General features: G+C 50.3%; 23 protein-coding genes. 17 read left to right on the top strand and 6 right to left on the bottom strand.

Going from position 1 to position 21601, the window contains the following annotated elements:
• Positions 1 to 2 precede the first annotated feature (2 nt).
• Entirely contained in the window at positions 3 to 317 is a 315-nt protein-coding gene (locus ABIB59_RS04260) for a PTS sugar transporter subunit IIB (protein ID WP_039079806.1), read from the bottom strand.
• A 179-nt stretch (positions 318 to 496) separates the two neighbouring features.
• Between ABIB59_RS04260 and ABIB59_RS04255 the strand changes: the two genes are divergently transcribed.
• The 5 genes from ABIB59_RS04255 (at position 497) to manA (ending at position 8189) form a co-directional block, all read left to right on the top strand.
• The gene (locus ABIB59_RS04255) at positions 497 to 1771 is read left to right on the top strand and encodes a PTS sugar transporter subunit IIC (RefSeq protein ID WP_079496212.1); all 1275 of its coding nucleotides are present in this window, start codon (positions 497 to 499) and stop codon (positions 1769 to 1771) included.
• A gap of 233 nt (positions 1772 to 2004) precedes the next feature.
• Positions 2005 to 3348 carry a maltoporin gene (locus ABIB59_RS04250; RefSeq protein WP_335257135.1) on the top strand — a complete coding sequence of 448 codons (1344 nt, stop codon included), beginning with the start codon at positions 2005 to 2007 and terminating at the stop codon, positions 3346 to 3348.
• A gap of 12 nt (positions 3349 to 3360) precedes the next feature.
• Positions 3361 to 5556 carry a CBM35 domain-containing protein gene (locus tag ABIB59_RS04245; protein WP_354034116.1) on the top strand — a complete coding sequence of 732 codons (2196 nt, stop codon included), beginning with the start codon at positions 3361 to 3363 and terminating at the stop codon, positions 5554 to 5556.
• Between the two features lie 51 nt (positions 5557 to 5607).
• Positions 5608 to 7008 carry a glycoside hydrolase family 1 protein gene (locus tag ABIB59_RS04240; protein ID WP_039079810.1) on the top strand — a complete coding sequence of 467 codons (1401 nt, stop codon included), beginning with the start codon at positions 5608 to 5610 and terminating at the stop codon, positions 7006 to 7008.
• 5 nt (positions 7009 to 7013) lie between these two features.
• Complete coding sequence (manA, locus tag ABIB59_RS04235) at positions 7014 to 8189, top strand: mannose-6-phosphate isomerase, class I (RefSeq protein WP_039079811.1); 1176 nt, start codon at positions 7014 to 7016, stop codon at positions 8187 to 8189.
• Positions 8190 to 8262: 73 nt separating this feature from the next.
• Here manA and ABIB59_RS04230 read toward each other — a convergent pair whose 3' ends face one another.
• The gene (locus ABIB59_RS04230; protein WP_354034114.1) at positions 8263 to 10167 is read right to left on the bottom strand and encodes a methyl-accepting chemotaxis protein; all 1905 of its coding nucleotides are present in this window, start codon (positions 10165 to 10167) and stop codon (positions 8263 to 8265) included.
• Between the two features lie 539 nt (positions 10168 to 10706).
• Between ABIB59_RS04230 and ABIB59_RS04225 the strand changes: the two genes are divergently transcribed.
• Complete coding sequence (locus ABIB59_RS04225; protein WP_039079813.1) at positions 10707 to 10967, top strand: hypothetical protein; 261 nt, start codon at positions 10707 to 10709, stop codon at positions 10965 to 10967.
• Between the two features lie 244 nt (positions 10968 to 11211).
• Here the strand turns inward: ABIB59_RS04225 and ABIB59_RS04220 are convergent, their stop codons facing one another.
• Together ABIB59_RS04220 and ABIB59_RS04215 are read right to left on the bottom strand one after the other, a co-directional pair.
• Positions 11212 to 11478 (bottom strand): hypothetical protein, encoded by a 267-nt coding sequence (locus ABIB59_RS04220; RefSeq protein WP_039079814.1) that lies wholly within the window; start codon positions 11476 to 11478, stop codon positions 11212 to 11214.
• 285 nt (positions 11479 to 11763) lie between these two features.
• A complete protein-coding gene (locus ABIB59_RS04215; protein ID WP_222556294.1) occupies positions 11764 to 11934 on the bottom strand; it encodes a YnfU family zinc-binding protein in 171 nt (56 codons plus the stop codon).
• 466 nt (positions 11935 to 12400) lie between these two features.
• On the opposite strand from ABIB59_RS04215, the gene cspE reads away from it, so the two are divergent.
• The 3 genes from cspE to ABIB59_RS04200 are packed head-to-tail and all read left to right on the top strand — an operon-like array spanning position 12401 to position 13098.
• Positions 12401 to 12613: a transcription antiterminator/RNA stability regulator CspE gene (gene cspE / locus ABIB59_RS04210; protein ID WP_039079815.1), complete on the top strand. Its 213-nt coding sequence runs from the start codon at positions 12401 to 12403 to the stop codon at positions 12611 to 12613.
• A 13-nt stretch (positions 12614 to 12626) separates the two neighbouring features.
• A complete protein-coding gene (gene ymcF, locus ABIB59_RS04205) occupies positions 12627 to 12827 on the top strand; it encodes a cold shock small protein YmcF (RefSeq protein ID WP_072039759.1) in 201 nt (66 codons plus the stop codon).
• Between the two features lie 40 nt (positions 12828 to 12867).
• Positions 12868 to 13098 (top strand): hypothetical protein, encoded by a 231-nt coding sequence (locus ABIB59_RS04200; RefSeq protein ID WP_039079816.1) that lies wholly within the window; start codon positions 12868 to 12870, stop codon positions 13096 to 13098.
• Positions 13099 to 13106: 8 nt separating this feature from the next.
• On the opposite strand, the gene ABIB59_RS04195 is transcribed toward ABIB59_RS04200, so the two are convergent.
• Positions 13107 to 14021, bottom strand: coding sequence for a LysR substrate-binding domain-containing protein (locus ABIB59_RS04195; RefSeq protein ID WP_125125640.1), 915 nt, complete (start codon positions 14019 to 14021; stop codon positions 13107 to 13109).
• Between the two features lie 177 nt (positions 14022 to 14198).
• Between ABIB59_RS04195 and ABIB59_RS04190 the strand changes: the two genes are divergently transcribed.
• The 3 genes from ABIB59_RS04190 to ABIB59_RS04180 all read left to right on the top strand — a co-directional run bounded on the left by ABIB59_RS04190 (position 14199) and on the right by ABIB59_RS04180 (position 16515).
• Positions 14199 to 14975: an SDR family NAD(P)-dependent oxidoreductase gene (locus tag ABIB59_RS04190; protein WP_354034110.1), complete on the top strand. Its 777-nt coding sequence runs from the start codon at positions 14199 to 14201 to the stop codon at positions 14973 to 14975.
• On the top strand, positions 14944 to 15231 hold the full coding sequence (locus ABIB59_RS04185; RefSeq protein ID WP_354034108.1) for a hypothetical protein: 288 nt from the start codon (positions 14944 to 14946) through the stop codon (positions 15229 to 15231). The genes ABIB59_RS04190 and ABIB59_RS04185 overlap by 32 nt, the downstream gene beginning before the upstream one ends.
• Before the next feature lie 87 nt (positions 15232 to 15318).
• Positions 15319 to 16515 (top strand): MFS transporter, encoded by a 1197-nt coding sequence (locus ABIB59_RS04180; protein WP_108700878.1) that lies wholly within the window; start codon positions 15319 to 15321, stop codon positions 16513 to 16515.
• 154 nt (positions 16516 to 16669) lie between these two features.
• On the opposite strand, the gene gcvA is transcribed toward ABIB59_RS04180, so the two are convergent.
• Positions 16670 to 17608: a transcriptional regulator GcvA gene (gcvA, locus tag ABIB59_RS04175; RefSeq protein WP_071196178.1), complete on the bottom strand. Its 939-nt coding sequence runs from the start codon at positions 17606 to 17608 to the stop codon at positions 16670 to 16672.
• Positions 17609 to 17866: 258 nt separating this feature from the next.
• Here gcvA and ABIB59_RS04170 point away from each other — a divergent pair, with 258 nt between their 5' ends.
• The 5 genes from ABIB59_RS04170 to ABIB59_RS04150 all read left to right on the top strand — a co-directional run bounded on the left by ABIB59_RS04170 (position 17867) and on the right by ABIB59_RS04150 (position 21377).
• Positions 17867 to 18148 (top strand): hypothetical protein, encoded by a 282-nt coding sequence (locus tag ABIB59_RS04170; protein WP_071196179.1) that lies wholly within the window; start codon positions 17867 to 17869, stop codon positions 18146 to 18148.
• Positions 18149 to 18172: 24 nt separating this feature from the next.
• Positions 18173 to 18514 (top strand): carboxymuconolactone decarboxylase family protein, encoded by a 342-nt coding sequence (locus ABIB59_RS04165; protein ID WP_071196180.1) that lies wholly within the window; start codon positions 18173 to 18175, stop codon positions 18512 to 18514.
• 61 nt (positions 18515 to 18575) lie between these two features.
• Positions 18576 to 19253, top strand: a complete 678-nt coding sequence (locus ABIB59_RS04160) for a cupin domain-containing protein (protein ID WP_079496220.1) — start codon at positions 18576 to 18578, stop codon at positions 19251 to 19253.
• Positions 19247 to 20374, top strand: coding sequence for a flavin monoamine oxidase family protein (locus ABIB59_RS04155; protein WP_079496221.1), 1128 nt, complete (start codon positions 19247 to 19249; stop codon positions 20372 to 20374). Before ABIB59_RS04160 ends, ABIB59_RS04155 begins: the two co-directional genes overlap by 7 nt.
• Positions 20358 to 21377: an alcohol dehydrogenase gene (locus ABIB59_RS04150; RefSeq protein ID WP_354034105.1), complete on the top strand. Its 1020-nt coding sequence runs from the start codon at positions 20358 to 20360 to the stop codon at positions 21375 to 21377. Before ABIB59_RS04155 ends, ABIB59_RS04150 begins: the two co-directional genes overlap by 17 nt.
• Positions 21378 to 21601: the final 224 nt, after the last annotated feature.

Below are 21601 nucleotides of genomic sequence, written 5' to 3'. Positions count from 1 at the left end.
CCTTATTTTTTATTGTCGATTAATGAAAGGGCAAAATCTAAAACTGCTGCACCCTTCTGCATCCCGTAATCCATCATGTTGATGGGCTCAACGCGAATACCGTAGGCATTCGCTTTGTGTTGCAGATCCTTCTGCATGTACTTCACTTGCGGGCCAAGAAGAACGACCTCGTAATGCCCCACTTGTTGTTCAAATTCCGCGACACCAAAGGCTTTGATATCAACGTCCAGACCGCGCTTTTCCGCCTCTTCCACCATTTTTTTCACCAGCAAGCTGGTCGACATGCCAGCGGAACAACAAAGCATGATTTTTTTCATGAAAAGACTCCTGACTGTGTGACGAGAATGGGCGCACTATAGACTTTTTGGATTCAGAACGGAAAGCGCTTTCCATAGATGGATGCATTAAATGTGAGCACGATCACCAGTTTGAGACTTTCACTTTGGATCGATGTAAGCGATGATCCCGCGACTTCGTGGATTAAATAGGTTCCATCATGAACATTCAGTTTATGAATGTTGTTGTTGTGCTGATCGAGCAACGGATTACCCCTTTTGCCAATATGCTCACCCGCAGCCAGCACATCACCGCCATGCGCGACAGTTTTGCGCTGGCAATGCCTTTTGTTATCGTCGGTAGCCTGATGGTGCCGTTGATCTTTCCGCCTGTTTCCATTAACCCTTTCTCGTGGTTTGGCGGTTACTACCAGTTTGTTCGCCCGATGCTTTTACCCACCTTTGAACTGACGATTGGTCTGGTGGCGTTAATCATTGCCTTTGGGGCCAGCGCCAGTCTTGCCAAGCAATACCAGTTGCCGGAAAGGTTATCGGGCCTGACAGGGTGCATAAGTTTTCTGCTCTTTATTGGCTTTAAAACCACGGATGGGAGCAATGTTTATTTAGGAGGGTTAGGGATATTTAGCGCGTTGATATCAAGCTTTTATAGTATTGAAGTTATTAGGTTTTTTTACAATAAAGGCTGGTGTATACGCCTGCCGGATGAGGTGCCGGTGATGACGCGCAATGGTTTCCAGCTCCTTGTGCCGTTGCTGGTGGTGATGCTGTCTGTCACGGCGGTAAATATGACGTTAAAGCTGACCACCGGCATGATCCTGCCGGGTCTGATAAGCGAAGCCTTTCGCCCGTTAATTATCGCTTCTGATACGCTGACGGCTATTCTTATCTCTTTGATTATTTGCAATTTATTATGGTTTGTCGGCATCCATGGCGCCTTAATTGTGACCGGCATCATGAATCCCTTCTGGATGACTTATCTGTTTGAAAACCAGCAGGCGCTGGCAAGCGGGCAGGCACAGCTTCCCCATATTTATCTGCAGGGTTTCTGGGATTTCTATCTGCTGATTGGCGGAATAGGCTCCACCTTACCACTGATCTTTATGGCGTTACGCAGCCGTTCCCGGCAGTTGAAAAGCGTCGGGAAACTTGGCTTTATTCCCTCGCTGTTTAATATCAACGAACCTATTCTGTTTGGCTTTCCGGTTATCCTTAACCCCATATTTTTAATCCCTTTTATTTTCGTTCCTGTCATCAATGCCTGTATTGCCTGGTATCTCACACACCTTGGCGTACTGGACCGCGCCGTGGCGATGTTGCCCTGGTCAATGCCATCGCCGCTCGGCGCTGCCTGGTCAGCAAACGGCAGTTGGAAAAACATGTTTATGTGCCTGTTTGCGTTGTTCAACTCCTGGATGATCTACCGGCCATTTTTTAGGGTGTATGAACGCCAGTTATTGGATGCAGAGAGTAAGTAAACCTGCCGCCGTTTCCCGGCCAGCGCGATGACCGCGCTGGCTTTTTTATAACTCACACCCATTTATGTGATTTTCATCACGTTATCATTGCCATTATTCTCGATTTTGTGATTTGATCCGGCAATTATGGAAAGCGCTTTCCATATCTGGATGTACTTTTCCTTTTTTGATCCGTAAATTTCCCTTTGCGCCAATAAGACGCTCTTTCACTCAGAAAAAGAAAAAGGAAAATCATGAACAGGTTGAACCGATTAATACCTCTGGCCTTACTCATTAACGCTGCACTCTGCGCGAACGCCCAGGCTGAGGAGGTCAAGTCATATGACTTCACGCTTCACGGCTATATTCGTTCCGGCATTCTGGCGAATTCCGATGGCAACCGCGTCGACTCCGTAGGATTGATGCCCGATGGAAAATGGCGTCTGGGGAACGAAGAAGACACCAAAATCGAATTAATTCCACAGGTTACGCTGAAATCAACATCAGGCGCGGTGGCAAAAATTCAGGCCAATATTACCCATCAGAGCAAATGTACCGCTGACTGGAACTGCCGGGACGACGATGGCCATGACGCGCAATTCCGCGAAGGGTTTGTTGAATTAAGCAACCTCGACTTTGCCCCGGACATCACCTTCTGGGGCGGCAAGCGCTACAGCAGTTCCAATACCTCAAGTCATCAGTACGACTGGGAATACATTCAGTACAACGGTACCGGTGGCGGTTTCGATCATATGGATCTCGGTTTTGCGAGCCTGGATGCCGGTGTCTACGCCTTCTCTCCGACCGATGAAACCAAAGCCTATCCTGTTGATAAGGGCGATCAGGGGTATCCGGATGACTATTCCCTCAACGTGTGGTTGAAGAAAATCGGCGGCACCGGCCTGGATCTTGAATTCGTCGGTCATCACATGAACCGCAACGAAAACCATCCAACGTCTGCTGAAAAAGGCTATGGCATCACCGGGGTTTACAATTTTGATGGTTTCTGGGGACTGACCGGCGGCTATTCAAAACTGGTTATGCAGTATGGACGCGGCCTGGGGGCGGGGGATTCGCTGGGTAAAAATGGCTGGGGTTGGGCCAACCTGGACGATACCCAGTCGTGGCGCGTCATACTGGATAGCATGGCGTCAGTGAATAACGTTGATATCTCGACCTTCGCTTATTACCAGAAGGATAAAAATTACCGCTGGTGGAGCAGCGATGCCGACGGCTGGGGCCGCACGCGCTGGGTTGCCGGGGTTCGTCCGTATCACCAGATAACTAAGAATTTCGCCATGCAGTATGAAGTGGGCTACGAGTATCTGGATGATGAAAACTACAAAGGTGTGAATGGCAAAGGTAAAGGGGGGCTGACGAAAGTGACCGTCGCGCCAACCCTGACGTTCGACTCGGGTTACTGGAGTCGCCCGCAGTTGCGCTTCTTTGTAACGTACGCCAAATGGGATAAAGGCGTATCTGATGCCCTGGACGGCAACTATGACTGGAGCACCAACACCATCTCCGCCGGGGGGTACAGCCGCAGCGGCAGTACGGATACCGTAAACTTTGGCGTCCAGGCTGAAGTGTGGTTCTAAGGAGAGATGAACATGTCTAAACCTTTACGCAAATGGCTGCTGGTGTCGATGCTTTCGGTGTTGGGAAGCGCAGGGGCCATGGCCGCAGAACAGTCGCATTTCGAAAACTTTATCACCCGTGATGGCGCGCAGTTGAAAGACGGCAACAACGTCTTTCGCTTTGCCGGTATCCACGCGCCGGAGTTGCATCGCATTGAGGATGACGCGCGTGGAGTTTGCAAAGCCGATCCACGCGGTTGGGGGCAGTACTTCAAATGGCCAACCGCAGAAGAACAGGAAAACTGGATCCGCGCGATAGTGCAAACCGGCGCCAAAGCGCAGCGTGTCTATGTGCTCTCTGTTCAACAGGAAAACGATGTAGCCTGCGGGCGCGCAACGCATATTCTCGCGCCTGAAACGCCGGATGGCATGCCGCGTCTGAATGAAGAGGCGATGAAAGTTTACGACAACATGATTGCGCAAGCCGATAAACAAGGACTGCGTTTAATCCTGCCCTTTATCGATCACTGGTGGTGGTGGGGCGGCCGTGAACAACTGGCCGCGTTCTATCATGAAAAACCCGAGGATTTTTACCGTACTGACAGTAAAACCTTTAAAGCCTATCTGGACGTTATTCGTCAGGTGATTACTCGTACCAATACGGTAACCGGGCGAGCCTACTTCGATGAAAAAGCAATCATGGCCTGGGAAACGGGCAATGAGCTGGAAGACACCAATGCCGATTTCCTCAAACAAACGGCGGCATGGATCCGTAAGTGGGCACCGCATCAGCTCATCGTCGACGGCACCTATAAAAAGATAAATGCGTTTGCCCTGACCGATCCGAATATCGATATCGTCAGCAACCACTACTACACCAATGCCGGGAATAACCACCCCGATCAGGTCAGCAAAGATCTGCAGGCCATCGGCGGTAAAAAAGCCTATCTGGTCGGCGAATTTGGCCTGCTTGGCCACGCGCAGCTCAATGACATTATGCAATCGATTGTGCACAGCGAGGTCAACGGCGCGCAGGCCGTCGGCGGCTTTATCTGGGGCTTTCGCGGCCATCGCCATGACGGCGGTTTTTACTGGCACAAAGAGTACACCGGCCACTACAGCTACCACCTGCCAGGATTCCCGCTAGAAGGTAAAGCGAATCAGGAAATGGAGGTGGTGAATCTGGTGCGCAGGGCCTCAGCGCAGCTTGCTGGTTTAGATAAAGCACCTGCGCTCCCCGTACCGGATGCGCCGCGTCTGCGTGAAACCAATTCACCTTTTGCCATTAACTGGATGGGGGCCGCCGTTGGGCGCAATTACGATGTTGAGCGTGCCGCCTCGGCAACCGGCCCCTGGCAGGTGGTCAGCAAAGATATCTCTGATGGGGTGAACGAGTGGAACCCGGCAACGATGGCCTTGTTCCGCGACGACTACCGCAACTTACAGTTGGGAAAAACCTATTACTACCGCGTGATAGCCAAAAACGAGAGCGGGGCATCAGCACCATCGAACGTGATCAGCGTGAAACATACTCAGGAGAATAAAGCCCCGACCGTTGCGCTGACCGCTTCCCTGGCGACAACACAGGATAAAGGCGTGGCGCTGAAAGCCACCGCGACAGACGACAATCTGCCTGACCGCAAACTGGCGCTGAGCTGGAGCAATAACGGCAATGACAAGGTGCATCTGTGCGACAGCAGTAAAGCCGACACGCGTGCCTGGTTCTCCGCGCCGGGTACTTATGCCCTGACGTTTACGGCTGACGACGGCCTGCTGAGTACGAGCAAAACCGTCAACGTCACGGTGAAAGAGGCCGTCGGTAAATCACCCGCTGATTACTGTACTTTTGGCGGCGGCGTGCTGGACGTCAGTAAAGGCAAACTGAATGTGGTGAAAGCCAGTGAAAACCAGCTTGCCATTGGCGATGACGGTTTTCTCGGCCCGTTCGCCAGTGAAGGCGATAAGGTTACCTGGCAGGTGGAGGTTCCCTGGGAGGGGCGCTTCGCGTTACACGTGACCTTCAACGGCAAATGGGGTGGTAAAAAGAATTCGTTTGTTGTGAACGAGGGGGCGCCAGTCGAGGTTGAATTCCCGCAGACCGATGAAAAAGGTCAGCAAATGGTTGTGCCTGTGACGCTAAACGCGGGCACAAATACCATTAGTTTCGGCAAGTTCCCGGGCGACTGGGGCTACATGTTTATTAAATCCATTGAAGTGACTGCAGAGTAGTGACATTGGCTGCGTCCGTTGGGCGCAGCCTTTTTTATCTGAGGAGGCGTTATGACCCGGTATCAATTCCCGGACGGATTTTTCTGGGGTGCAGCAGCATCTGGCCCACAAACCGAAGGTGTAGAAGGGAAAGCCCATCGTTCCATTTGGGACAGTTGGTTTGCTGAACACCCTGAGCGGTTTTATCAGCAAATGGGGCCGCAAAAGGTATGTGAAACCTACACCAAATACAAAGACGATGTGGCGTTAATGAAAGGGTTGAACTTCAACTCTTTTCGCACTTCGATTCAGTGGTCGCGGCTGATTGCCGACTTTGAAACGGGTGAGCCCGATGCCGACGCGGTGCGTTTCTACCATGCATATCTGGACGAGATGATCGCCAACGGCATTGAGCCGATGATCAACCTTTACCACTTTGATATGCCCGAAGTGCTGCAGAAAAAATATGGCGGTTTTGAATCAGCGAAAGTCACCGACCTGTTCGCCCGTTTTGCACAGACCGCGTTCACCCTGTTCGGCCATAAAGTGAAATACTGGATAACCTTCAACGAGCCGATTGTGCCGGTTGAAGGGGGCTATCTGTATGACTTCCACTATCCATGCAAAAAAGATGGCAAGCTGGCGGCGCAGGTGGCATTCAATATTATGCTGGCGCATGCAAAGGCGGTTCAGGTCTATCGACAACTGGCGCTGGACGGCGAGATTGGTGTGGTGTTGAACCTGACGCCGTCCTACACCCGCAATGATTCTGTTGAAGATAAAAAAGCCGCCGCGTATGCTGATTTACTGTTCAACCGCAGTTTTCTCGATCCGCTGGTGAAACATCAGTTCCCGAAAGAGTTATGCGAAATCCTCGTCGCGAATAAGTCCCTGCCGGAGGTGGCGAAAGCCGACGTTGACCTGATTACTTCATCGCATATCGATTTTCTTGGCGTCAATTATTATGTCCCCCGACGTGTAAAAGCACGGGAGTCCGCCTACACCCTCGATTATTTCACCCCAGAATTTTATTTCGAAAATTATGTGAATCCGCACGGGCGCTTTAACCCATACCGGGATAATAACGAAATTTTGCCGCAGGCGATTTACGACATCGCCGCAAATATCCGCGACAACTACGGCAATATTAAATGGTATCTGGCGGAGATTGGTATTGCCATGGATCTCGAATCTGAGGGACCGGTTCAGGCTGATGGCATGATTGATGACAGTTTCCGTATCGGTCTGATGAAGGAGCATTTAATTCAGCTACATCGGGCTATTGCGGATGGGGCGAACTGTTTTGGTGTTCACCAGTGGACCTTCATTGATAACTGGTCGTGGATTAATTCCTTCAAACGTCGCTATGGCTTTTATCGTCTCGATATTGAAACAGGGGAGCGGCATATAAAGCGCAACGGGGTATGGTTTAAGACGCTTGCCCAAACCAACCAGTTCACTGACGAGGAGTAATCGACGTGAGTCACTGTTTCTATCCACTCGTAAATGTGGTGAAGAATTATCCGTGGGGGAGTCGCTCTGCGCTCAACGCACGTTTTCATATTCCGAATCCTGATGACCAACCGCAGGCAGAATTATGGATGGGCGTGCATCCGGCGGGGATTTCTCAGGTTGTCTGTGAAGACGGCACCTGTTCTTTGACGGAACTGATTGCTACTGATAAGCAGGCCATGCTCGGCAGTAAAATTGCCGGGCAATTCGGTGAGCTACCGTATCTGTTAAAGATCCTTGCCGCCGAAAGTGCGCTGTCGATTCAGGTTCATCCGCAAAAAGCGCAGGCGCAGGCGGGGTTTCAGCGCCAACAACAAAATCCGGATAACCCGCCTGATTACAACGATGATAACCATAAGCCAGAGCTGGTTTATGCGCTGACGCCGTTTATGGCGATGAACGGCTTTCGTAACCCCGCTGACATTGTGGGTAACTTTACGCCACTTAATATTCCGTCACTCAGTGATGCGTTAACACAATTAGCCGTCTCCCCCTGCGCAGAAACACTGCAGGCATTTTTCCTCCTGGTGATGCAGCTACCACAGGATGAAAAACAGCAGGCATTAAAACGGCTTATTGATAATGCCAGGGACTGGTATGACGATAATCTGGCGACGTTTATATTACGCCTGCATCAATATTATCCTGACGATATTGGCCTGTTCGCGCCGCTGTTTCTCAATTGCCTGACATTGCAGCCAGGGGAGGCGATGTTTCTTTCACCCGGTACGTTACATGCGTATGTTCATGGCGTCGCCGTGGAAGTGATGGCCAGCTCCGATAATGTTTTGCGAGCCGGGTTAACGCCGAAAAAAATTAACCTGAAGGAGCTTATGGCTTGCACGGTATTTGAACCGATTTATGCGGCGCAATTACGCATGCGGCCGATAAGTGAAGCAGGAAAACGCCATTATCCGATTCCGGTGGAGGATTTTTGCTTTGATGTCTATAGCGATGTGAAAGATGTTGCTATACAGACTACGAGTGCAGAGATTGTTTTAGTGATCGATGGGCAGGCGTTATTGCATCATCCTTGTGGAGAAACGGCGACACTCAAGGAGGGGCAATCGGTGTTTATTCCGGCAGTGACCGGTGACTGGACGTTGAGTATAACCGGGACGTTATGTCGCGTTTACGGTTAATATAATTAAGCGTTGTTGAGTCCTGAGAGGGCGGCAGACACCCGGATAGACCAGATGTCTGCTTTCCGTTATCTCAGGATACAAAGCGGTCAACAAGCGTGGACATCGATTTTGACTGTGCGTCAAGCATTTGACTGGCGGTTGCCATCTGGGAAACCAGCGCCGCGTTTTGCTGAGTGACCTGCTCCAGTTGATTCAGTGCCTGATGCACTTGTGTTACGCCAAGCGATTGTTCATTGGCTGCGCGGGCGATATCACTGACATATTGCTTCATCCGCCCGGTTGTATCCGCTGCCGCTTTCAGTGCCGCCTCGGACGCCGAAACTCGTTGCACCCCTTCGCCAATGTTATCCATGTTCTGATTAACCAACTCCCGAATCAGGCTGGCCTCTCTGGCACAGCGTTGGGAAAGATGGCGCACCTCTGCGGCCACAACGGCGAAACCTTTGCCCAGTTCCCCCGCGCGGGCGGCTTCAACTGCGGCGTTTAGCGCCAGTAAGTTGGTTTGAAACGAGATCTCATCGATTGACGCCACAATCTGGAAAATATTGTCGCTGGACGAACGGATAGCCGCCATGCTCTGGCTGGCCTCGTTGGAAACGCGGGTCGCATCCAGCACGTCGTTTGCCATCAATTGGGTTAGTCGTTCCGCCTCGCTGGCGTTATGGGCGGTCTGGGAGATGGCCGTCGATATCTGTTCCATACTGGCGGCGGTTTCAACGATGGATGCAGCCTGCTCATCGGTACGCTGAGCCAAATCCTGGTTACCGTCGGTAATATCACTGCTGGCGTTGCTGAGTATCAGCGCGCCCGATTTAATTTCCTGCACGATATGCTGAATGTTTTCGATTGCCTGATTGTAGGCGCGATTAAGAGCAGAGAGCTCGTCGCTACCCGGTACATCGAGGCGGCGGGTCAAATCGCCGTCCATCTCATTGATGGTTTTCAGTGTGTTGGTTAGTTGTTGTTGAATACTGCGCACCACTATCATGGCAAAGGCAATAGCAATGAGCAGGGCAATCAGACTGATCGCCAGAAAGGATTGCCAGTCAACACGTGCGTTGTGGGCCAGTGCCGCCGAATGTGCGAGCAGGGCATCCGCCGCCTGGGTTTCTACCTGGCGAAGTATCTCAATGCGTTTGGTCTGGGCAGTAAACCAGTCCGTCGGTTTAACGCCAAATCCACCTTCCTGCGCTTTATTCAAGGCAATCGTTCTCAGCTCAAGAGCGCGGGTGACTTCGGCCGACGCAAGGGCTTTATCCAGCTCTGCAGCCTGAGCTTCGCTACTAAAGCGGCGGGTGGCGGTCAGCCAGGCTTCTTGTTTACCCACCACATCACTGAGCATACGGAATTGACCGTCGCTAAAGCGATCAACAGAGAAGACATTGGTGAGCAGTGCGCGCTCGATCCCGGCCTGCTCCTTTAAATTCAGCAGGCTATAGAAGGCTGCCAGCTCATTCACCATTGGGCCGGAGGCGCTTAACTGACCTATACCACCAACGAAACTCAGCAACCCGGAGATGGTCTGCGTATAGAACTGCGTCGACTTTGACGCCTCTATATTCAGCGCGCTTATCGCATTACGGGTGGCGTCGAGGGACTGAATATTGTCTTTAAACATTTTCAGTGTGGCGGCAATATTGCCCTGTATTAAATTCGTATCCGTCCGGGCTAACGCCTGGTTTAACTTTACCAGTGCGTCATCAGTTAATTTCCGCTGCACGAGGATTTCATCGCGGAACTGCTGCCCACGCGCACCGATAAAACCGGCGCTCATTCCACGTTCACGTTGCAGTTGATGAACAACGTCTCCCGTGCTGCGGGCAAGCGTTGTTAACTGACCGATAGTGTCCATCTGTCGTTCGGTACCGATGCGGCTGAGCATGCCTGAACCGGCAAACCATATCAGCGCAAGTAGCAGAGGGAATAACGCGATAAATAACTTCATTCTCATAGAAATACGATAAATCCATGACATATCGTTATTTTCCTTATTTGCTGTGTTGTCTTATAAGTGCTATCGGCACATTTCTGGCTAACCTTTACAACTTTATTATTATGAAAAAGTGAATTGTTATTCATAGAAGAAGGCGATGGTAAAGAATGAATGCATAAGAGGCGTCATAGGTTTCAGGTATGTATTCTGCCTGCTCTTCGCTGCATGTGTGTTTTTGACGTTATTAGAACAGCTTTTTTCTCTATGCTTTCGTGCTGGCGGAAAGATGCGGTTTAAGTATTTATTAATTTTTATGCAGTGCTGCTTCAATTGTGAAGGGGAATCTTTTTTCGGTCGACACAGTGAGGCTCACACTCCTTTTGCCTGGTATCTTCACCACCACTATGTTTTGCTTGAGTTAATTTGGCAGCAAATGCGGTATAGTATTCCTTTGCACTTCGTCTCAAAAATCAGAATTTAAGCTTATTCCGAAAATATATTATTCAGTAGTATATAAATAATTTTAACAATCTTATACCGTTACGCTATCCCATACATAATGTATCGTGGAGAGATAAATTATGCGGCTTGATGTGATAACTGATCATACCGAAAGTGTGTTGAATCTTATGATGGACAAGGCCATCCGTGAATGTGACCCCGAGTATGGTCGGGTGGCTGCTACATGGTACACGATGGCAGAGGGGGCGCTGTTCCTCTGGCAGGAACTGGCGGAGTGTTGCACCGAAGTTTCGCAAGAAGAGAAAAATAAAATGGCATCCCGCCTTCACAGCATTATCAGTATGAATAGAGTACCTCTTCTCAAAAAAAAGGATGAGTAATACGTTGATTTTCTGAGTAAATACATCTCTAAAAAACTGTGTCGCCTGATTCTGGTTGGGAAGCCGACCGGGTGGGGTATTATCAGAAGAGTGACGTTACTGCGACAGGGTGACGAAATAGAATATACGTTCTTTCCTGCGATGCGTTTTTTTGATGCTATGTCAGATTGAATCGAAACCCTACATTACTGCGCCCGGTTAATCTGACCTCACCTGCAAAGCAGGCGAGGTGAATTCCGGGTAATTATTGTTTTGCGGCCTCTGTATTTTTCGCATGTATTTTTTTATTCGCTTCGCCACTTTCATTCAGTGCCTGACTGGCGGCTTTTTCGGCGTGTGCGGCACTATAGGCTGCCAGATGCGAAATGACGATGGCGTAAATACTCATCAGCGAAACCCAGAGTATGCTATTTTTCCACCACAGCAATGTTGGGATTGTCAGCACTGCCCAAATTAACGCCAAAAATAAATGCACTCTGGCCATAAATCGGGCTGTTAGTTTAACTTTCATATTTACTCCTTATTTCCGCACTCTGTATTTTCCATCCTGATAATATTTATAGCATTTGCTGGTTAGCTGTTGCGCTTATTTTGTTACAGTTTGTACGTGAAATAAATTAAGATAATTCCTCTGGAAAGGAGGCGAACAAGTAGATTTGTTATAGAGTTCAGAGCATATAGCTTTGTGGTACCCGTCTGTGTGAAAAAGCCAGACGGGAGGGTTTCGTATGAAATTAATACTTAAGTATTATACGATCTTCTGACCCGTGATGTATTTCCGGGAAAAACACCGGACTTAAGCAAAGGCTGTTTTGTCTTGATTATAAAGTTTACTGCAATGAGGGCACATCAATGACAAGCCTTTCTGGACTCGTGTAAAGCTATGTTCTGACTGTTTGGTGCAGTGAGGGCAGGTGCATTTGACGAGATAGTTGCGATTATTTTTTGAATCTTTGCGTTGTGGCATAGGGTCTTTCCTGATAAATGGGCTGTAACCATACACTATCCCTGCGCGCATTGCCCATACTCATTTTTTCGCTCCCATTTAAGCAGGGATATTATCCATGCTGGTCAGGGCGCTTTGTTAAAAAGGTCATCGCCGGGCCTGGCCTGTTTTGTAGCAGTTCTTTACGTTAAAAGGCATGATTAGTCCCTGCATCAGAAACGCGTCGCTGGCGATTTCAACATTAAACGAATGCTTGCGAACGTAACGGGGGTGAATGGACCAGGAAAATAAAACTTGCATAATAGGATATGACATGCCTTAATGAGTTGTCGGTTTGATACACAGACCAGTCCAAAGCATTCCATTTTTAGCCCTCATTTTAAGTATCCTTAGATATCTCTTTTTGAGTCTTCATTGAAAGTTATGCGATTATTCTGTAATCGGACCCTGCATGCCGAAAGGCTTACATTTATATAGGTAAAAAATTATGTCTTCAAAAACGACAGGTAACGTAAAGTGGTTCAACCCTGAAAAAGGTTTTGGTTTTATCACTCCAAAAGATGGTAGCAAAGATGTATTCGTGCATTTTTCTGCTATTCAAAGCAATGAATTTAAAACGCTTGAAGAAAATCAAGAGGTTGAATTCTCAGTCGAAAACGGTCCGAAAGGCCCTTCCGCTGTTAATGTAGTAGTACTTTAAGGACACTTTCACTATTTCTAATATTCATCTTCGTTGTCCAAAATGTCACGGCTCGCAATATCGTGTTTCGCATTTTGATGTAACAGAAACTAATCCATATGGCGCAAAATGTATTTTTTGCAAAACCGTAATGGTAACCAATGAACGTTACAATTTAGCGACAATGCATCCTGTGCCATTTGTCAGAAATATCACAGCAACGCATATCGCATAGATATTTCGCCTGCCTCACGTAATCAATTAAGGACCGACTTATGACATCAAAAGTTTTGGTTTTTTTCAACTCTCAGCCAGTCAAAGCTGTTGACAGAAATGCCAGCGATAAGACCGTTGATTGTGAATACCCTAACGGCGAGAAAGCGACCCTAAATATTATGCACGCAGGCGTTCACTCACTCACCGGTGATCATCTGGAGATTCGTGTCGCTACTGACCGACAGCTTTCATCGGATGACATTATGACCGCGGCCCAGAAATTTATCTAAACGGGTTATCACGGGGTTTCAGAAATAACATCCTCAAGAAGCCAGTCGTGAAACACTTTGACTTCCTTGCGCACAACTTTCTGTTGTGGCGTCACCAGGTAATAAGACCATTTTAATGGCCAGCGATATTCGGAATGCAGTTGCACAAGCTGGTTGGTAGCAATCAGTTGCTTTACCAGCGCATAACGAACGATGGCTATTCCCCGGCCGCTCAGTGCAGACAAAATGACGGCTGAGGTGGAGTTAATGTGCAGTCCACTTTCGCGTGCTTCGGGTGCACCTACTGTTCTGAGAACATTTTCCCACGTTGGAAAATTGGCCCCCGGGTGCGGCGTGTCATCGTAAATCAATTTTTGTGTGGCGAGCCACTCACCGCAACTGATTTTTACCGGTGGTACAAGCCGGGGGCTACAGACCAGCACGGCTTCTTCATCCATCAGCCAGGTTTTGTTAACGCCCTGCCAGTCTCCTTGTCCGCAGCGAATCCCGATATCCGCTTCGCCGTGGGAGACATCCATTATTTTCTCGGTTACGTTCAGACGCAGGTCGATATTCTCATGGGTTTCGGAAAACCGATTCAGACGCTCCATTAGCCAGTTCATCATCAGTACCTGAGAAGCGGTGATCACCACAACGGACCGAGCCCGTCGACCGCGCAGCTTATTAAGACCCGTTTCGAGTTTATCCAGCCCTTCTGTAATGTCCTCAAGCGCGTCCTGCGCTTCTTCAACCAGCGTCAGACGCTCTTTGCCCGAACGCGTTCGGTGAAGAAGCGGATGACCCACCCAGTCTTCCAGTGCGCGGACAAGCTGACCTACCGCTGCCGGAGTCACTCCCAGTTCCTGCGCTGCACCAGTAAAGCTGGCATGACGGGCCGTTGCTTCAAAAGCATGCAACCATTTCAATCGATTAAGCGAACGCATTCCTGCAACCTGATTTTCATTGATGCCCATCAGTATATGTCACCGGGATAGATTTTCTTTCTCGTATCGCAATTTCTTCTCATTCGTCCGCCTTATGCAGCCATGGCATTCTTTTTTCACACGATGAGTATAAAACCAGCTCATTTTAATAATTCAAAGAATCTCAATAGGTTAGCGATGAACACATCTTTTGTCGGTAAAAAGCTGTTGGTAGTGGGTGGTACGAGCGGAATGGGGTTTGAAACGGCAAAACTCGTCCTGAAAAAGGGGGGGAGTGTTGTGCTGGTGGGCAACCGTCAGGATAAAGCGGAACAGGCGCGGCAGACGCTGGCTGTTGACGGACAGGTTTCTGTTATCGTTGCGGATCTCATGACAGAAAAGGGCATGCAAAACGTTATAGACGCTATTAATACCGAACATAAAGACATCAGCCTGCTGGTGAATGCGGCGGGTGTGTTCTTCCCGAAAGCCTTTACTGAACACGAAACGTCGGATTACGACATGTATATGAGTATTAACCGCGCCATCTTCTTTATTACCCGCGATGTGGTACGCAACATGATTGAAGCTGGCATGAAAGGGGCTATTGTCAATGTCGGATCTATGTGGGCGCAGCAGGCCATCGGCGCAACGCCATCTTCGGCATATTCAATGGCAAAAGCGGGCCTGCACGCGTTAACCAAAAACATGGCTATTGAGCTTGGTGGTAGAGGCATTCGGGTTAACGCGGTCTCTCCGGCCGTGGTGCACACGCCAATTTATGAAGGTTTTATTCCGAAAGACGATGTAAAAGAGGTGATGAACAGCTTCGACAGCTTCCATCCTATTGGACGTGTGGGGGCACCTGTGGATATTGCTGAAAGCGTTGTATTCCTGCTGTCAGAGAAGACTGAATGGGTGACCGGTGCCATCTGGGATATCGATGGTGGCGTCATGGCGGGCCGTAACACCTGATGACTATGCCGTGCGGGTAAAAGCGCTCGGCGCAGGAGAGAAAATGGAAAGCGACGTTGCGAAGTATGACATCGTGACAACATGGCGAGGCGGCATGGCGAGCCAGACATGCTGCCACTCCTGCATTGTCGGGGAGATCCTGCAGCCTTCACACGGACAGGTGATCCATGCTGATGAGCCAGAAGCGCTGGGTGGTAAAGGACGGGCAGCAAATCCTCAGGAACCGCTGGTTGTTGTCACAGAACATGACGATTGAAGGTAATTTAGTCGTGACCTGAATGGCTAACGATAATAGAACTATGTTGCTCATTGCGACGCACAAAAAATCAGGAACATTTATCCGATGACCGAAGAACGTATGCTGTCTGTCGCTGAGCAGAATAATAATATTACCCGCCTGGCATTGGCCCAGGCATTAGCCGGGGCTAACTCAGTGGTCTTCTATGCCACCGGGGCGATTGTGGGAAATGCCATCGCGCCGAGTAGCTCGCTGGCGACGCTGCCTATCACCATGTTTGTGCTGGGCATGGCGGCCTGCATTCTCCCATTGGGAGCGCTTGCGCGAAACTATGGGCGTAAAACGGCTTTTATGACCGGAACCGGGACGGGGGTCATTACGGGACTTACGGCTGCGCTCGCGGTGGTGCTGGGCTCATTTCTGCTGTTCTGTATCGCGGCCTTTCTTGGCGGCGCTTATGCGGCCGTTGCGCTAAGTTTCCGCTTTGCTGCAACGGATGGCGTCACCCCAGAGCGTCGTGCACGCGCATTGTCGTTGGTGATGGGCGGCGGCGTGGCGGCGGGCGTGATCGGCCCCATGCTGGTAACTGGCACCATGCATCTCTGGCCGCCTCACACGTTTGCGATGACCTTTATCGCGCAATCGCTTGTGGCTGCTTTCTCCGCACTGGTGCTGAAAGGGGTAAAATCCGTAGAACCAATGATTGTGGCGAAAGCCGCAGGGCGACCACTGGCTGAAATTGTGCGCCAGCCTGGCTTTATTAACACGGTATTTAGCGGTGCAGTCACCTATATGGTGATGAATTTCCTGATGACAGCGGCCCCGCTTTCAATGCATATGCATGGCCTGTCGCAGGAGGCCTCTAATCTTGGGATCCAATGGCATGTTATTGCGATGTACGGGCCGGGTTTCTTTACAGGCAAACTCATCGGGCGCTTTGGCGCTATGCGTATTGCGGCGGTCGGGCTACTGATTACTGCCGGATCCGTGGTGGCCGGGTTAAGCGGAACCGACATCTTCCATTACTGGTTATCACTAATTTTGCTGGGTATTGGCTGGAATTTTGGTTTTATCGGCGCGTCAGCAAAAATCATTGATTATCATCGTCCGGAGGAAAAGACGCAGGTGCAGTCGCTCAATGATTTTGTGGTGTTTGGTGTGATGATCGTGGGCTCATTTTCATCGGGGGCACTGCTCAATCTTTTTGGCTGGAACGCGGTATTGTGGGGATCGCTTGTCCCGGTAGGCATTGCGTTTCTCTCCATTATTAAAAACAGCGTGACGGTGAAAGTGCAGGGTTAATCGCTGTTAAGCCGGGCTTTCACGCGCCATTTTACATATGGCTTTGCAAGGTGTAAGCCCGCTTTGGTTTGAGCGTGGATAGGCAGGTTTTGTATTTTTAGCACAGCTTCTTCGACATTCACCCCGGTTTGTAAACCTCCCCCTGATATACACCTCAATGACTGCTCATCAGCGCCTGATTAACAAATGCCGCTTGTTGAATCACCCATTCACGGAACCAGGCAATCTTAGGAAGGCTGTCGCACCCAGGGCGATAAACAAGGTAATAGGCCAGTGGGCTTTGCAGAGACAATTCAGGACAAAGCCGGACCAGGCGTCCGCTTTTCAGATCGTCTTCAACCATAATGCTACGCGCCAGCGCAATACCATGTCCGTCAATTGCAGCCTGTAACACTGCCGCTGAGTTATTGATCCTGAGACCAGGTTTACGGGCTATAGCCTGGACGTTAAAACGCTTAAGCCACTGCTCCCAGGTAATAAAGTCTTTGTGATGCTCCATAGACAGGTCGTGGATAAGCGTCTGTTCCGGTACGCCAGTCAGGCAATTCAGGGTCGGGTTTAAGGCCATCAATGACGGCGCGCAAACCGGGAACACCTCCTCAGACATCAGCAGTTCAGCCTGTAATCCCTCCCACTGACCCAACCCGTAGCGAATCCCTACATCAATACCCTGCGCCGTGAAATCAAGGATTTTAAGGCTGGTTTCAAGACGGACATCAATATCCGGCCAGCGACTCTGAAAATCTTCAATGCGCGGCAGCAGCCATTTCGCCGCAAATGCTGGACTGATGGTGACATTGAGAATGCCATTTGTCGCCCCTTCACGCAGAAGCGTCATCCCTAAATTCAGGCTTTGAAACCCGGCGCGGATATCGGGTAACGCGCGCAGCGCAGGCTCGGTGAGCACCAGGGCGGCACGTCGATTATTGCTGCGATGGAATAGCGGGTAGCCCACTACATCTTCCAGGGAACGTACCAACTGGCCGACGGCAGCAGGGGTAACGTTCAGCTCTTCGGCTGCCAGGGAGAAGCTTTGGTGACGGGCGCTGGCTTCAAAGGCCCGTAATGCATTGAGATGAACAGGTATCTTCATATTAGATAGAAAAACTATTTATAGAGCCAAGATTATCTCATTTGTTCCTGATGGGAATCATTAACATAATGCAGAAACGGTGAGGGGGATCATAACAAAACTCTCAACCGGCGCAGCTATTGCTTAAAGTAAATCAAAAAGATTTTCTTTCTGTATTTGCTGGGGGAGAGCTTGTCGAGCCTGGCACCGTAAAACATGTGGGACGCGATCGGCCGTGTTAAAGACCGACCGGTAATTAATCAAATCCAGGAGCTAACCATGGCTTATTTACAAATTACGTTGGATATCAGTGAGCAAAACCGTGCTGCGGCAGCGGCGGTGTACCAAAAGTATAAAGCCCCGTTCCTCAGCAACATTGACGGCGCGGTATCAAAAGAACTGCTGGTACGTAAAGAAGATGTTCAGGTTTTGCATGGTTTTAAAACTGAACAACAAGCGCAGGCTTATTTAAGCTCTCAGCTCTTTACCGACGATGTGGTTGAAGCGTTGAAACCATATCTGAACAGCGCACCCGATGTACGTATCTACACAGTTGCGTAACCCCCAACGCTTATAGAGGCTTACATGTATCTGGACTGGACTGAACTGCGTAAAGAGTTACGCTCTGCCGTCGGTAAATTTGCGGGCCTGCAGCCTGAGTTTATGCAGGGTATCGACAAGATGGAAAAAGGTGCTGCTGCATCCGGGCATCTGGACGCCAAAACCCATGAATTGATTGCGCTGGCGGTTGCAATCACCACGCGCTGCGATGGTTGCCTGTCTGTTCATGCCGAAGCCGCTGCAAAGCATGGCGCAACGCGTGAAGAGATTGCCGAGGCGTTAGCTGTCGCTATTACCCTGAATACGGGGGCGGCGTTAGTTTACTCAAGCCGTGCGCTTGATGCGTTTGATGCATTGCCAAAATAATCTTCTCTCAGTGACTCTCCTGCGGGAGAGTCGCTTTTTATTGCTACCGCTGGATTTCAGGATGTTGATTAATCATGATTTTAACCGACGCGTCACGATAGCCAGGGAAGAGTATGAATGGGTGAACTCTCCACAAGCGGGAGTTGATCGTGTGATGTTGGATCGTCTTGGTGAAGAGGTTGCGCGCGCAACCAGTGTTGTCCGCTATCTTCCTGAGACGCCATTCCCGTTCCATCGCCATCCTGGCGGTGAAGAAATTCTGGTTTTAGCCGGTCAGTTTTCTGAGGGGGATAATGATTATCCTGCTGGATGGTATTTACGAAACCCGCCGGGCTCCTCTCATCAACCGCATAGCCAAAATGGCACCCTAATTTTTGTCAAACTGGGACAAATGAACTCAGGTGTTCAGCCGCGCGTTCGGATAAATACCCGTGATGCAGCGAACTGGCATGAGAAGGACGGAATAATGGTGTGCCCTCTGTTTGAAAACGAACATGAAAACACCCGTCTGCTGCGCCTGACGACCGGGACGCTATTGTTTGAACCAGCGCTTAGCGGCGGCGTTGAGTTGTTCGTGCTGGGAGGCTCACTCATTGAGGGAAATGGTATCCATGGGGAAGGAAGCTGGCTACGTGTTCCCGTCACGCAGCCACTGGTGTGCAGTGCCGGTTCGGACGATACGTTGTTGTACATAAAAAAAGGGCATCTCTTAGCCATGCAGGAAACCGCACAATGTTAAAAACACAGGTGGCTATTGTCGGCGCGGGATTAAGTGGTTTATATGCCGCCAGTCTGCTGGAGCAAGCCAATATCAATTATCTCTTGCTGGAAGGCAGGGCGTTTGTTGGTGGTCGCATCCAGCAGGCGGGCAATACCGGGGTGGATTTGGGGGCCACCTGGATCTGGCCTGCTGTTCAGCCTGAAATAGTCAGGGTGCTCTCGGGTCTGGGCGTTGCACTTATCCCGCAGAATGAGACGGGTGATCTCATTTATGAACGCGCAATGGGGTCACTCTCTCGTTATCCTGGTTACGTCTCAACTCCTGCTGCCATGCGTGTGCGTGACGGGATGTCTCAGGTGACAGAAAAACTGTATCAACGGCTGCCAGCGAAGAATACTCTCACTGGATTGCGCATCACCCATGCCGAACACACGGGCGAGGAGATCAGGTTACGGGGCGTCACTGTGTGTGGCGAAGAGGTTGTTGTACAAGCTGAACATCTGTTGCTGGCGCTGCCCCCCATGCTGGTCAATTCGATTCGGTTTACGCCTGCGCTACCCAGGCGTCTGACGGATGAGTGGGGAAATACCGGCACCTGGATGGCGCCCCAGGCGAAATATGTGGCGCTTTATGATGACCCTTTCTGGACGGCAGAAGGATTGTCCGGGGAAGGGCGAAGTATGGTCGGTCCGTTAGTTGAGCTGCATGACGTCTCCGTGCCTGGCGGGGTCAATGCCCTGTTTGGTTTCCTCGGCATACCTGCCTCATCCCGTCACTCGCTTGGGGAAGAGAGGCTGCTTTCACTGTGCCGCGCGCAGATGGTCAGGTTATTTGGTGAGAAAGCCGCGTTTCCCTCTGCGGAATTTCTTAAAGACTGGTCTGCTGATCCCTTCACCGCCGCGCCGCACGATTTAGTGGTGCAGGCCGCTCATCATTTTCCGCCTGCCTTTCCTTCTGAGGGCGTGTGGGCGCATTGCCTGACCGGTATCGCCAGTGAATGGTCTCCGACGGTTCCCGGCTATCTGGCGGGGGCTATCGAAGCAGCGCGTGAAGGGGTTAACCGGCTGACGGTAAAAATGGCCTCAAAAACCCGAACCGAAGGGCATGATACGGAGCGAAAAGATGAAAACGACCTATAAAGCCATGCAAGTCACCGCGCCAGGTCAACTGGACATGGTCGAACGTCCGTTACCGGTTCCCGGCCCGGGCGAGGTGTTAATAAAAGTGGAAGCCTGCGGTATTTGTGGTGCCGACACGGGGGCAATTGAAGGACATGAGAAAGGGGTGGAATATCCTCGGGTACCCGGCCACGAAGTGGTAGGCACCATCGCGAAATTGCCGGAACAGGTGCCTGCGTATTTAAAAGTCGGGCAGCGTGTCGGTGTTGGTCGTCTGGGCGGGCACTGTAATGCGTGTGAGCAATGTCGTCTTGGTCACTTTAATCTTTGCCAGAATCAGCCTGTCACCGGCAGCTCTCGCGACGGCGGCTATGCGGAGTATATGCTTGCCCGGGCTACGGGGCTGGCGGCTATCCCGGACGATCTCTCTTCCGTCGACGCCGCACCTTTACTCTGTGCGGGTATCGCCACCTTCAATGCGTTAAAAAAATCCCGCGCGCAGGCGGGGGATACTGTGGTCATTCAGGGCGTGGGTGGGCTGGGCCATCTTGCCCTGCAATATGCCCGAAAAATGGGTTTTCGTGTGGTTGCAGTGGGGCGGGGCAATGATATCGCGCACGACGTAAAAGCCCTTGGGGCGCATGTCTATATCGATACCAATAAACAAGATGCAGTAGAAATCATTAAAGGGCTGGGAGGGGCGCAGGCTATCTTGTCGACCATCACTGATAGTATTGCCGTCTCCGCGCTTATACCTGCACTCGCCCCACAGGGAAAATTGATGGTGTTAGGGGTTGGAAAAGAGAACCTGTCACTGATGCCAGGCTTGATAGTCGGCAGGGAAATTTCTGTACAGGGTGCCATTACCGGTACACCTGTCGAATTAGAAAAAGCGCTGGATTTTAGTCTGTTGGCCGATGTGCGCGCCATGATTGAAACCCTGCCACTGGAAAACGCCCGGCAGGCCTGGGAAAAAATGCGCTCAGGGAAAGCTAAATTCCGTATGGTACTCACCGTTAATTAATAAAACGATCAGGAATAAAAAGATAAGAGGAAAAGAGTATGATAATTAACGCGCTGTCAGTCGAAGAATTTTAGCGGGGTGCCCTGGACGCAAAGCTCGCGATTTTAATAGATTTTCGGGGATTCTGGCGTAGTCTGGAAAGAAAAACTATCTGTAATTGAAAGTTAATCTGCTTTGGTTGTGAATTTTTTTCAACTCATACTTCTGCTATCAGATGACAAGTG

The organism is Citrobacter sp. UYEF32 (assembly GCF_040546205.1).
Lineage (GTDB): Bacteria > Pseudomonadota > Gammaproteobacteria > Enterobacterales > Enterobacteriaceae > Phytobacter > Phytobacter diazotrophicus.
The sequence above is the reverse complement of the archived record's forward strand: the minus strand, read 5'-3'. Positions and strand labels throughout refer to the sequence as shown.

What these genes read in the sequence shown, in the direction of transcription:
- ABIB59_RS04250 (WP_335257135.1), top strand. Translation starts at nt 2,005, where the DNA reads ATGAACAGGTTGAACCGATTAATACCTCTGGCCTTACTCATTAACGCT.
- ABIB59_RS04255 (WP_079496212.1), top strand. Translation starts at nt 497, where the DNA reads ATGAACATTCAGTTTATGAATGTTGTTGTTGTGCTGATCGAGCAACGG.
- ABIB59_RS04185 (WP_354034108.1), top strand. Translation starts at nt 14,944, where the DNA reads ATGGTGGCGTCATGGCGGGCCGTAACACCTGATGACTATGCCGTGCGG.
- ABIB59_RS04160 (WP_079496220.1), top strand. Translation starts at nt 18,576, where the DNA reads ATGTTGATTAATCATGATTTTAACCGACGCGTCACGATAGCCAGGGAA.
- ABIB59_RS04195 (WP_125125640.1), bottom strand. Translation starts at nt 14,021, where the DNA reads ATGCGTTCGCTTAATCGATTGAAATGGTTGCATGCTTTTGAAGCAACG.
- ABIB59_RS04245 (WP_354034116.1), top strand. Translation starts at nt 3,361, where the DNA reads ATGTCTAAACCTTTACGCAAATGGCTGCTGGTGTCGATGCTTTCGGTG.
- ABIB59_RS04200 (WP_039079816.1), top strand. Translation starts at nt 12,868, where the DNA reads ATGACATCAAAAGTTTTGGTTTTTTTCAACTCTCAGCCAGTCAAAGCT.
- ABIB59_RS04260 (WP_039079806.1), bottom strand. Translation starts at nt 317, where the DNA reads ATGAAAAAAATCATGCTTTGTTGTTCCGCTGGCATGTCGACCAGCTTG.
- ABIB59_RS04190 (WP_354034110.1), top strand. Translation starts at nt 14,199, where the DNA reads ATGAACACATCTTTTGTCGGTAAAAAGCTGTTGGTAGTGGGTGGTACG.
- ABIB59_RS04220 (WP_039079814.1), bottom strand. Translation starts at nt 11,478, where the DNA reads ATGAAAGTTAAACTAACAGCCCGATTTATGGCCAGAGTGCATTTATTT.
- ABIB59_RS04240 (WP_039079810.1), top strand. Translation starts at nt 5,608, where the DNA reads ATGACCCGGTATCAATTCCCGGACGGATTTTTCTGGGGTGCAGCAGCA.
- ABIB59_RS04170 (WP_071196179.1), top strand. Translation starts at nt 17,867, where the DNA reads ATGGCTTATTTACAAATTACGTTGGATATCAGTGAGCAAAACCGTGCT.
- cspE (WP_039079815.1), top strand. Translation starts at nt 12,401, where the DNA reads ATGTCTTCAAAAACGACAGGTAACGTAAAGTGGTTCAACCCTGAAAAA.
- ABIB59_RS04180 (WP_108700878.1), top strand. Translation starts at nt 15,319, where the DNA reads ATGACCGAAGAACGTATGCTGTCTGTCGCTGAGCAGAATAATAATATT.
- ABIB59_RS04230 (WP_354034114.1), bottom strand. Translation starts at nt 10,167, where the DNA reads ATGTCATGGATTTATCGTATTTCTATGAGAATGAAGTTATTTATCGCG.
- ABIB59_RS04215 (WP_222556294.1), bottom strand. Translation starts at nt 11,934, where the DNA reads ATGCCACAACGCAAAGATTCAAAAAATAATCGCAACTATCTCGTCAAA.
- gcvA (WP_071196178.1), bottom strand. Translation starts at nt 17,608, where the DNA reads ATGAAGATACCTGTTCATCTCAATGCATTACGGGCCTTTGAAGCCAGC.
- ABIB59_RS04165 (WP_071196180.1), top strand. Translation starts at nt 18,173, where the DNA reads ATGTATCTGGACTGGACTGAACTGCGTAAAGAGTTACGCTCTGCCGTC.
- ABIB59_RS04150 (WP_354034105.1), top strand. Translation starts at nt 20,358, where the DNA reads ATGAAAACGACCTATAAAGCCATGCAAGTCACCGCGCCAGGTCAACTG.
- ABIB59_RS04225 (WP_039079813.1), top strand. Translation starts at nt 10,707, where the DNA reads ATGCGGCTTGATGTGATAACTGATCATACCGAAAGTGTGTTGAATCTT.
- ABIB59_RS04155 (WP_079496221.1), top strand. Translation starts at nt 19,247, where the DNA reads ATGTTAAAAACACAGGTGGCTATTGTCGGCGCGGGATTAAGTGGTTTA.